The organism is Ruegeria sp. AP12, assembly GCF_056540025.1.
Window position 1 is genome coordinate 350,880 of record NZ_JBQFVZ010000003.1, and the last position, 7,945, is coordinate 358,824.

Sequence of the window (7,945 nt, forward strand, 5' to 3'; positions counted from 1 at the left end):
TCATCTCAGTTCATCGCGTGGCGCAAGCGGTCCAGCGCCAGCCGTATCCGTGATTTGATCGTGCCCAGCGGCAATCCGGTCTCAGATGCAATCTCTCGATGGCTCAGATCGCCAAAATACGCCTTCTCGATCAACTGTCTCTGCGCCTCTGGCAATGCCGACAGGGCATTGCGCAGTTGCGCGGTTTCCTGTTGCAACGCAATGACATCGTCCTGATCCGGCTCGGCCTCGGGTCCCCATCCCAGCTCTTCGGGTTCGGGGCGGCGTTGCTTGCGCAGCACGTCAATGCGCTTGTTCCGAGCGATGGTGAACACCCAGGTGGCCACCGTTGCCCGTGCCGGATCGAACAGATGGGCCTTGTGCCACAAGGTCGCCATCACCTCTTGCGCGCATTCTTCGGCCATCGCGGCGTCTGATCCTGATTTCATCAGGAACGCCTTGATGCGTGGCGCGAAGTGCTGGAACAGTTCGGCAAAAGCCGCCTGATCCTGCGCGTCCCGGATGCGTCGAACATGGTCCACCCACTCGGTCCTGGTGTCGCAACTGGCTTTCGTTCCGTTCACCTGTCTACCCTTGATGCGTTTCTTTGCGCGCCAAGGCTGAGGGGCGGCCCGTTCGGCCGCGGGTTCGTCCAAGGTCACGGTATTGATCTCGGTAAACATAACCACTTTACGGTGGGTGGCCCAAGACGGATCACTTTCGCGCGACAAAATAATCCAATCTGCGCTAGGTTTCGTATTGGATACAAACGGTGTTCGCGGAAAAGAGCGCCATTTGAACAGTTTACAGGCACAGCGGATACGCGGCGAAATGAAGAAAATCGATCATATCGCAGGTCACACCTATCACGGACGCAAAGGCGCGATACGGAATGCGTTTCGCTATTCGGTCGACTATATCCTGCTGGACCCCGAGGCCGACCCCGAGACACCTTTCCTGTTCTCGATCGACCGGGCAAACGTTACCAACTGGCGCGGCACCGATCATGGCGGAGAACCGGGGCAGGGTGTCGGCGCACAATGGCTGCGGGCGCGGTTCGATGACATGGATGTGCCGCCGCCCGCGCAGATCATGTTGCTGACGCAGCCCCGCGTGCTGGGCCATGTGTTCAACCCGGTCAGCTTCTGGTTCTGCTTCGACAGCAAGGATCAGCTATACGCCGTGGTGGCCGAGGTCACGAACACCTATGGCACCCGCCACAGCTATGTCTGCCACAAGCCGGATTTCGTGCCGATCGACCCGTCGGATCGGGTGGTTGCGGACAAGCTGATGCATGTTTCGCCGTTTCAGGTCATCGAAGGAAGGTACACGTTCCGCTTTGACTATCGGCCCGAGCGGGTTGGGGTCTGGATCGATTACGGACGAAAGGGCGGTGGCCTGATCGCCACGTTGACCGGACCACGCCAACCGCTAACCAACCGCACGATCCTTTGGTCGCTGCTGCGCCGCCCGTTTGGGGCGCGGCGGACATTCACGCTGATCGTCTGGCAGGCGATGAAGCTGTGGCTGAAAAAGGCGCGCTTCCGCCCGTTTCGCACCGCGCCGGTGCCCGATCACCCGGTATCGCGGGTCCGGCGCTAGCGCGGGCCTTGTTTGCGTAAGATCAAAGACTCGGGCGTGGCGAACAGGTCAGATGGCCGTGAACCGCGAACACGAGGAGCTGAAGACATGCTGGAAATTTCGGCAAGAAAAGTCGCCCAGGTGGCCATGATGGGCCGCGAGCTGGAACGGGCAGAGGGCGAATTGCGCGCTTTTGTCGACCGCATGAGCGAGGACGAACAGGCCGAACTGGTCGCCATCATGTGGATCGGCCGCGAGAGCTTTTTCGCCGAAGATCTTGCCGAAGCCATCGCAACGGCCAAATCCGAAGCTTCGACCCCCTGTGCGGATTACCTGATCGGCACGCCGCACCTGTCGGATCATCTGGAGAACGGGCTGGATGCGCTGGGGATTTCGGCTGAGGATGTTGAGAATGATCTGATGTAGCGGCGGCCAGCGCCCTGGTTTGATACGGTGCAATCACCCATCTCAAAAAGTTAACGAACATTAACGAGGCCGCGTAGCTTCGTTAATGACCCGCTCCTTTATTTGAATTCAGACGGCCTGATAGCCCGAATTCAAGGAGGAGAGAGAAATGGAACTTTTGCACACTGCCAGACCGCAGAACAGCCTGCTTGCTTCCCTAATGTCCACTTACGCAGACGCCCGCATCGAACTCAACCGGCGTCGGACATATGCACAAGCCACCCGCGCATTGGAAAACCTGAGCGACCGTCAATTGCAGGACATTGGCGTCCCTCGCAGTCAGATCAACCAGATTGCGTATGACAATACCTACACCGGCCCGCGCCTCCGCAGATGAAGGCGCAACGGAACACCATTGGTTTTGGAACATGTCGGGAGGTTGAAAGATGTTTGACGGAAACCCTGTGAGTGAAATGACGCCTGCGGCAAGCGCCTTATTACTGTTTGATCGTGCAATGAAGATACGCGCGATCAGTGCCGATATTGTGTGTGCGGCTCAGGAGTTGAACCGGATGTCAGATCACGAGCTGTCGGAGCTTGGCATAAACCGAAGTGATGTCGAGGACACAATCCAGCGCTACATTTGAAGGGGTCGTCTGACGCGACCACGTCAAGAGCTTGCGTTGTCTTTGGTGACCGCTGAAATCAAATAGCCATTCCAGTCGAAACGGAATGGCTATTTGGTGTTTCGGGTGTCGTGACCAGCCTTAGGCCAGATGATCCACAACTTGCAGATGCTGCGCCAGCGTATCGATCTCAGCCATCCAATCCTGTACCAGTTTCGGATCGCTGGGGGCCGCGTGCACGCCTGCGGGTATGGCGCGGTTCAGGACGGCCTCGATGGCCAGTGAGACCGGGATCGACACCAGCCGCGCCATGGCGGTGCCGCGTTGGTCACCCCAGGCGTCCATGACGTAGGTTTTGTGCCAGACCGGAATGCCGTCTTTCTCGGCCTTCAGGGCGACGCAGAGGACCACGCGGTCGGGCTCGCCCTCGTCATAGGCGTTTTCGGTCCAGAACTGGTCCGACATCTCTTTCAGGCGGGCGTCGCCTTGCGCTCCCGAGAGGGTCTCGATTTCCGTGAACACATCCGCCCACGCATCCGCCCAGCCGTTCAGGCGCAGGGTGCCGCGGACGAATTCCTTGACCGGCCAGTGATCCTCGAAATGGTACTGCGCCATGAAGGGGATCGAGTCGCGGTTCGGGTAGACCTCAAAGCTTTCCGGGGTGGGCAGGGGGGCGATGTAGCTGCTGATCGCGTCCCATGGGCGGACGACGTCCAGCGGGGCGTAGTCGCGGATCGATTTCGAAGGTGAGCGCAGGGCTTTCAGCACACCCAGCGGCGACCAGCTGAACTTGTAGCGGAACGGGTTGGGGTGCTTGGGGATGCCGCCGCAATACGAGATAAAGCTCAGGTGGTTTTCCGCATCAAACGCGTCCGAGGCGCGGTAGTCGTCGATCAGCGCGTGCGCCATCAGGTGGTCGATGCCGGGGTCCAGCCCGACCTCGTTGACCAGCGCCACACCGGCCTCGCGGGCCTTGTCGTCCAGCGCGCGCATCTCGGGCGCGATGTAGGACGACGAGACGAAGTTGGCCTGTTTCGAAATCGCCAGTTCCGCCAGAGGCACGTGCCAGTCGCCCGGCAGCATCGAAACGATCACGTCGCCTTTTGCCAGAACCGCGCCCAAGGCGGCGATGTCAAAGGCGCGGATGTCGTCGGTCAGGTCTCCGACCTCGGCCTGGGCTTTTTCGACGGTCCGGTTCCAGACGGTGACCTTGTGCCCGCCTTCGATCAGGCGGCGCAGGCCGGGGATGGCCGACAGGCCGGTGCCACACCAGTGAATGGTCATCGTTCAGATCCCTTCGATATGGGTTTTGTAGATTGCTTCTGCCCGGCCCCAGACGCCGCTGTCCAGATCGGTCAGCGTCAGCAGAGAGGGCAGCAGTTGCGCGGCGTAGTCTTGCGAGCTTTCGACCGGCAGCATCGATGGCAGGTTGTCGATGGCCATCACGTCCATCACCGGGTCTGTGGCCACGCGCAGGGCGGGGGCGTCCCATGTGGTGGCGCGGTCGTACACGGGCACCGGGTTGTAATCGCTGTCCGGGTCGCAGGCGACGTCGCCGATAGCGGTCAGATTACGCGGGGCGGTCAAGGCCTCTTGCGGGACAAAGGCGGGTGTGCCGGGGCGGGCGAAGATGCAGTTCAGGAACAGGTCGTGGTTCAGAATTTCGGGGAACGGCCCGCCGCTGGCGGTCTCGGCCATGTCCCATTTGGTGACGGAAACACCCATCGCCTCGCACAGATCCGCCGCCCCGGTGCCGACACGGCCAAGGGCACCGATGACGATGGCGCGGGGGCGGTTTGCGCCCGTGGCGTCCAGTTCCGCCAGCAGTTCGGCATTCAGCGCATCTTTGCCGGGATAGACGCCAACCGGTGGGCATTGCTGTCCGCGTTGCTGCGCGGCCCATGTTTTCAGCGTGACGGCAGCCCCGGCATAGCCCGCCCAGTAGCCAAAAGCGGCGACCCGGCGGCCATCCTCATCCACCAAATATTCCAGATCATACAGCGTGCCGCCGCCAGCCTTGAACCGTTCCAGCAATGCGCGGCCCGAATGCTGGCCCTTATACGCATGGCCGAACATGATGTGGCGATGGGGCAGGGGGGTGCCGTCCTCGGGCAGTTCTTTGAGGCCGAAGATGATCGCATCTAGCGGCGCTTCGGGCCAGGAATTTTCAGCAGCGATCTCGCAACCGGCGGCCTTGTAGCCATCAATCGCAATGGCGCGAACCGAACTTTCCTCGACCGTCACGTGGATACCAGCCGCGATCAGGGCGGCGGCCCCGTCGGGGGTCAGCCCCACCCGTTCCTCGTTCGGGCGCTGTTCTGCCCGGACCCAGAGATGTGTCATGCGTTGTCCTTTTGTCAGAGCATTCCGGCGGCCCGCACCGCCTGTACCGATGCGCGCGCCTCCATCGCCTCGCGGAAGGCCAGAATCTTGGGAAAGGCCGAGACGTCAACGCCGTCGCCCTCAAGCCAGCTGCAAACGACATACAGATACGCATCCGCCAGCGAGAACTGATCGCCCAGCACAAACGGCCCGCGCAGCCCGTTCGACGAGATATAGTCGCAGGACGCGGTCATCGTCTGCGGGACCTTGTCCTTCATGTCTTTCCAGCTGGATTTCCTGTCAGCCCAACGCGGTCCGCGAATTTTGTGGGCGTGGTTCACATGCATTGTTGAGGCGAGGTAATACATCACCTCGCGCATCCGTGCCGCCATGACCGGATCGTCAGGCACCAACCTTGCGTCGGGCGCCATGGCTGCAATGTAATCCAGCAACGCGCCGGTTTCGGTCAGGATACCACCATCGACCACCAGCGCCGGCACCCGGCCTTTGGGGTTGATGTGCTTGTAGGCCGGTTTCGTCTGCTCCCCCGCGGCGAAGTCCAGCTTGATGGCCTCATAGTCCAGCCCTGCCTCTTCCAGCGCGATGGCGACAGCGACCGAGATGGTGCGGGGGGCGTAATAAAGCTGCATCGGGGCCTCCTTACAGATGGGTTTGCGCGAACTGCCGGTCGGGGGCCTCCAGATGCGGGACGGCGTTGAACAGGACCGGGCTGAGATGCGCGCCAATCGGGTGCAGACGATGCATCGACGTGTTCATGATGGCAAGTGCCACTCGTGCCATGGATGGTATGTCCAGCCCCATCGCCTGCCGCACCACCATCGAGATCAACCCGCCCGAAGTGACAACGATGGCTTGCCCGCCTTCGGTTCCGATGTCGCGCAGCGCATCGCGAACGCGGGTTTCGAACTGATCGAAGGTTTCCGGCGCGTTCTCGATGTCACCCTTGGCCCAGGCGGCGAAGGTCTTCGGCAGGTGCTCGACAAAGCCCTCGCGATCCGTGGGGACCGCTACGCCGTGCTGCTCCTCGAACAGTTGGGCAATCGTGAAATACTCGATCTCGTTCAGCCGCGCGTCACGGATCGGATCATTCAGCCCCATGCTGGCGGCGGTTTCGGCGTGGCGGGTCAGGGTGCCGCAATAGACGCGCGTATAATGGCTGCGCGTGTCCCGCAGATGCGCACCCAGCCAGCGAGCCTGCTGATGCCCCAGATCGCTGAGCTTGTCATAGTTCTTCTCGTCCCGCGCCGCCGTGTTGGCCTGCCCGTGACGCACCAAAGTGATATGTGACATGTCGGTCCCTCTTACGCAGACGTCTTAGGGCACGTTCCATGCAGGGACCAGAGGGGTTTCGCGCCCGCCCGAAAAAATCCTCGCTGCAGGGTCATTTGTGGCTATGTTCGGCGCGGATAGCGTAGGAGGGGCTCAATGCCAGTCGATCACAAACGGTTCTTGTCCGATCTGCACATGCTGCGCACATTCGGCGCGTCGGGTGTTGGCAAGGGGGTGGTCCGTCCCGCCTATTCACAGGCCGATATCGCCGCGCGGAAATGGCTCGCCGGGCGCATGGCCGAGGCCGGTCTGACACCGCATTTCGACCCGGTCGGGAACTTGTTCGGGTTGGCCGACGGTCCGTCTTTGCTGATGGGGTCGCATTCCGACAGCCAGCCCGAAGGCGGCTGGCTGGACGGCGCGTTGGGCGTCATCGCCGCGCTTGAAGTGGCGCGATCCAGCGACCGTCCAATCTCGGTCGTGAGTTTTCAGGATGAAGAGGGGCGCTTTGGCGTCACCACCGGGTCCGCGGTCTGGTCCGGTGGGTTGCCGCTGGAGAAGGCGGATGCGTTGACCGACGGTTCCGGTGTCCGATTTGCCGAGGCGCGATCGGGTATGGCCGACCTTTCACAAGGCTTTGTGGACCCGTCCCGGTTCAGCGGGTTCATCGAGATGCATATCGAACAGGGCCCTGCGCTTGACGCCTCAGATCAGCAGATCGGCGTTGTCACGGATATTGTCGGCATTCGCGATATGTCGATCACGTTTGAGGGTCAGCAGAACCATGCGGGCACCACACCCATGCATCTGCGCCGCGATGCGTTTCAGGCCCTCTCCCTGTTCAATGCGCGCCTGAATGACCGGTTTCAGAATGTTGTGACGCCGCAAACCGTCTGGACCATCGGGCGCGTGGATCTTCATCCCAATGCCTCCTCCATCGTGCCGGGGCGGGTGCGATTCTCGATGCAATGGCGCGATGGCGATGCAGATCGTCTGGTCCGCATGGAAGATATCGTCCGGGAAACTGCCGAAAGCGTGGCCGTGGAACTGGGGATGGTGCTGCATTTCGGCACGATGCTGGGGCTCGAGCCTGTTGCCATGGATAAGACATTGCGCAGTGCGTTAGAGCGGGGGGCCGAGCAGGTCGCGCCGGGCAATTGGCAGCAGATGCCCTCGGGGGCCTTGCACGATGCCACCAACGTGTCACGCCTGATGCCGGTTGCAATGCTGTTTGTGCCCTCGATCAACGGAATCAGCCATGATTTTGCCGAAGACACGGCTGAGAGTGACCTGATCGCCGGTCTCCGGGTGCTGGAACATGCCGTCGCCGCATTGAATGGTCAGAATTGACGCTTGGTTGCCAATTCACTGATATATGGCGGAAAATTCTAAGCTATGTCATACAGGTTTGGCCTCTGCCGCAGATCTTCACGAAGCTGTGCCACCCTGATCGTTTTGCGAGTGTTGCGTAACGGAAAAAAGTTTCCTATAGGAACATCAAGGATGCATGCGCCCGTATACTGGCCGGTCCGGTGGCGGCACAGGCCGGAAATCCTGGGCTGAATCGTTGCAAAAAATGCAACTTTGGTCAGACTGGCGGATATGCGTTCTGACAAATTGAACCACAGAAGGTTTTCGCCATGACCTCACCGAAACGCACGCCGTTGTACGCCTTGCACGTTGAGTTGGGAGGTAAGCTGGTTGATTTTGCGGGCTGGGAGATGCCTGTTCAGTATCCGATG

Annotated in this window: 10 protein-coding genes; 5 read left to right on the top strand and 5 right to left on the bottom strand. The window is 60.9% G+C overall.

What is annotated here, in order from left to right; genetic code table 11:
* Positions 1-5: 5 nt before the first annotated feature.
* On the bottom strand, positions 6-662 hold the full coding sequence (locus ACR0E6_RS12665) for a sigma-70 family RNA polymerase sigma factor (protein WP_170521351.1): 657 nt from the start codon (positions 660-662) through the stop codon (positions 6-8).
* 148 nt (positions 663-810) lie between these two features.
* Here ACR0E6_RS12665 and ACR0E6_RS12670 point away from each other — a divergent pair, with 148 nt between their 5' ends.
* The 4 genes from ACR0E6_RS12670 to ACR0E6_RS12685 all read left to right on the top strand — a co-directional run bounded on the left by ACR0E6_RS12670 (position 811) and on the right by ACR0E6_RS12685 (position 2,612).
* The gene (locus tag ACR0E6_RS12670) at positions 811-1,581 is read left to right on the top strand and encodes a DUF1365 domain-containing protein (protein WP_170453659.1); all 771 of its coding nucleotides are present in this window, start codon (positions 811-813) and stop codon (positions 1,579-1,581) included.
* Between the two features lie 87 nt (positions 1,582-1,668).
* The gene (locus ACR0E6_RS12675) at positions 1,669-1,986 is read left to right on the top strand and encodes a DUF3775 domain-containing protein (RefSeq protein ID WP_170521355.1); all 318 of its coding nucleotides are present in this window, start codon (positions 1,669-1,671) and stop codon (positions 1,984-1,986) included.
* A 148-nt stretch (positions 1,987-2,134) separates the two neighbouring features.
* A complete protein-coding gene (locus tag ACR0E6_RS12680) occupies positions 2,135-2,362 on the top strand; it encodes a DUF1127 domain-containing protein (protein ID WP_480583881.1) in 228 nt (75 codons plus the stop codon).
* 49 nt (positions 2,363-2,411) lie between these two features.
* Complete coding sequence (locus tag ACR0E6_RS12685) at positions 2,412-2,612, top strand: YjiS-like domain-containing protein (RefSeq protein ID WP_170453662.1); 201 nt, start codon at positions 2,412-2,414, stop codon at positions 2,610-2,612.
* Between the two features lie 120 nt (positions 2,613-2,732).
* Here the strand turns inward: ACR0E6_RS12685 and ACR0E6_RS12690 are convergent, their stop codons facing one another.
* The 4 genes from ACR0E6_RS12690 to ACR0E6_RS12705 are packed head-to-tail and all read right to left on the bottom strand — an operon-like array spanning position 2,733 to position 6,224.
* A complete protein-coding gene (locus ACR0E6_RS12690) occupies positions 2,733-3,875 on the bottom strand; it encodes a saccharopine dehydrogenase family protein (protein WP_480583885.1) in 1,143 nt (380 codons plus the stop codon).
* Between the two features lie 3 nt (positions 3,876-3,878).
* Positions 3,879-4,934, bottom strand: coding sequence for a saccharopine dehydrogenase (locus tag ACR0E6_RS12695; RefSeq protein WP_480583888.1), 1,056 nt, complete (start codon positions 4,932-4,934; stop codon positions 3,879-3,881).
* A gap of 14 nt (positions 4,935-4,948) precedes the next feature.
* Complete coding sequence (locus tag ACR0E6_RS12700; protein ID WP_480583891.1) at positions 4,949-5,563, bottom strand: glutathione S-transferase family protein; 615 nt, start codon at positions 5,561-5,563, stop codon at positions 4,949-4,951.
* Between the two features lie 10 nt (positions 5,564-5,573).
* Positions 5,574-6,224: a histidine phosphatase family protein gene (locus ACR0E6_RS12705; protein ID WP_480583893.1), complete on the bottom strand. Its 651-nt coding sequence runs from the start codon at positions 6,222-6,224 to the stop codon at positions 5,574-5,576.
* Positions 6,225-6,359: 135 nt separating this feature from the next.
* Here ACR0E6_RS12705 and ACR0E6_RS12710 point away from each other — a divergent pair, with 135 nt between their 5' ends.
* A complete protein-coding gene (locus ACR0E6_RS12710) occupies positions 6,360-7,553 on the top strand; it encodes a Zn-dependent hydrolase (RefSeq protein WP_480583896.1) in 1,194 nt (397 codons plus the stop codon).
* Positions 7,554-7,945: the final 392 nt, after the last annotated feature.

Bases quoted from the DNA above. Each gene is read 5' to 3' on its own strand.
- ACR0E6_RS12665 (WP_170521351.1), bottom strand. From the start codon at position 662: ATGTTTACCGAGATCAATACCGTGACCTTGGACGAACCCGCGGCCGAA.
- ACR0E6_RS12670 (WP_170453659.1), top strand. From the start codon at position 811: ATGAAGAAAATCGATCATATCGCAGGTCACACCTATCACGGACGCAAA.
- ACR0E6_RS12675 (WP_170521355.1), top strand. From the start codon at position 1,669: ATGCTGGAAATTTCGGCAAGAAAAGTCGCCCAGGTGGCCATGATGGGC.
- ACR0E6_RS12680 (WP_480583881.1), top strand. From the start codon at position 2,135: ATGGAACTTTTGCACACTGCCAGACCGCAGAACAGCCTGCTTGCTTCC.
- ACR0E6_RS12685 (WP_170453662.1), top strand. From the start codon at position 2,412: ATGTTTGACGGAAACCCTGTGAGTGAAATGACGCCTGCGGCAAGCGCC.
- ACR0E6_RS12690 (WP_480583885.1), bottom strand. From the start codon at position 3,875: ATGACCATTCACTGGTGTGGCACCGGCCTGTCGGCCATCCCCGGCCTG.
- ACR0E6_RS12695 (WP_480583888.1), bottom strand. From the start codon at position 4,934: ATGACACATCTCTGGGTCCGGGCAGAACAGCGCCCGAACGAGGAACGG.
- ACR0E6_RS12700 (WP_480583891.1), bottom strand. From the start codon at position 5,563: ATGCAGCTTTATTACGCCCCCCGCACCATCTCGGTCGCTGTCGCCATC.
- ACR0E6_RS12705 (WP_480583893.1), bottom strand. From the start codon at position 6,224: ATGTCACATATCACTTTGGTGCGTCACGGGCAGGCCAACACGGCGGCG.
- ACR0E6_RS12710 (WP_480583896.1), top strand. From the start codon at position 6,360: ATGCCAGTCGATCACAAACGGTTCTTGTCCGATCTGCACATGCTGCGC.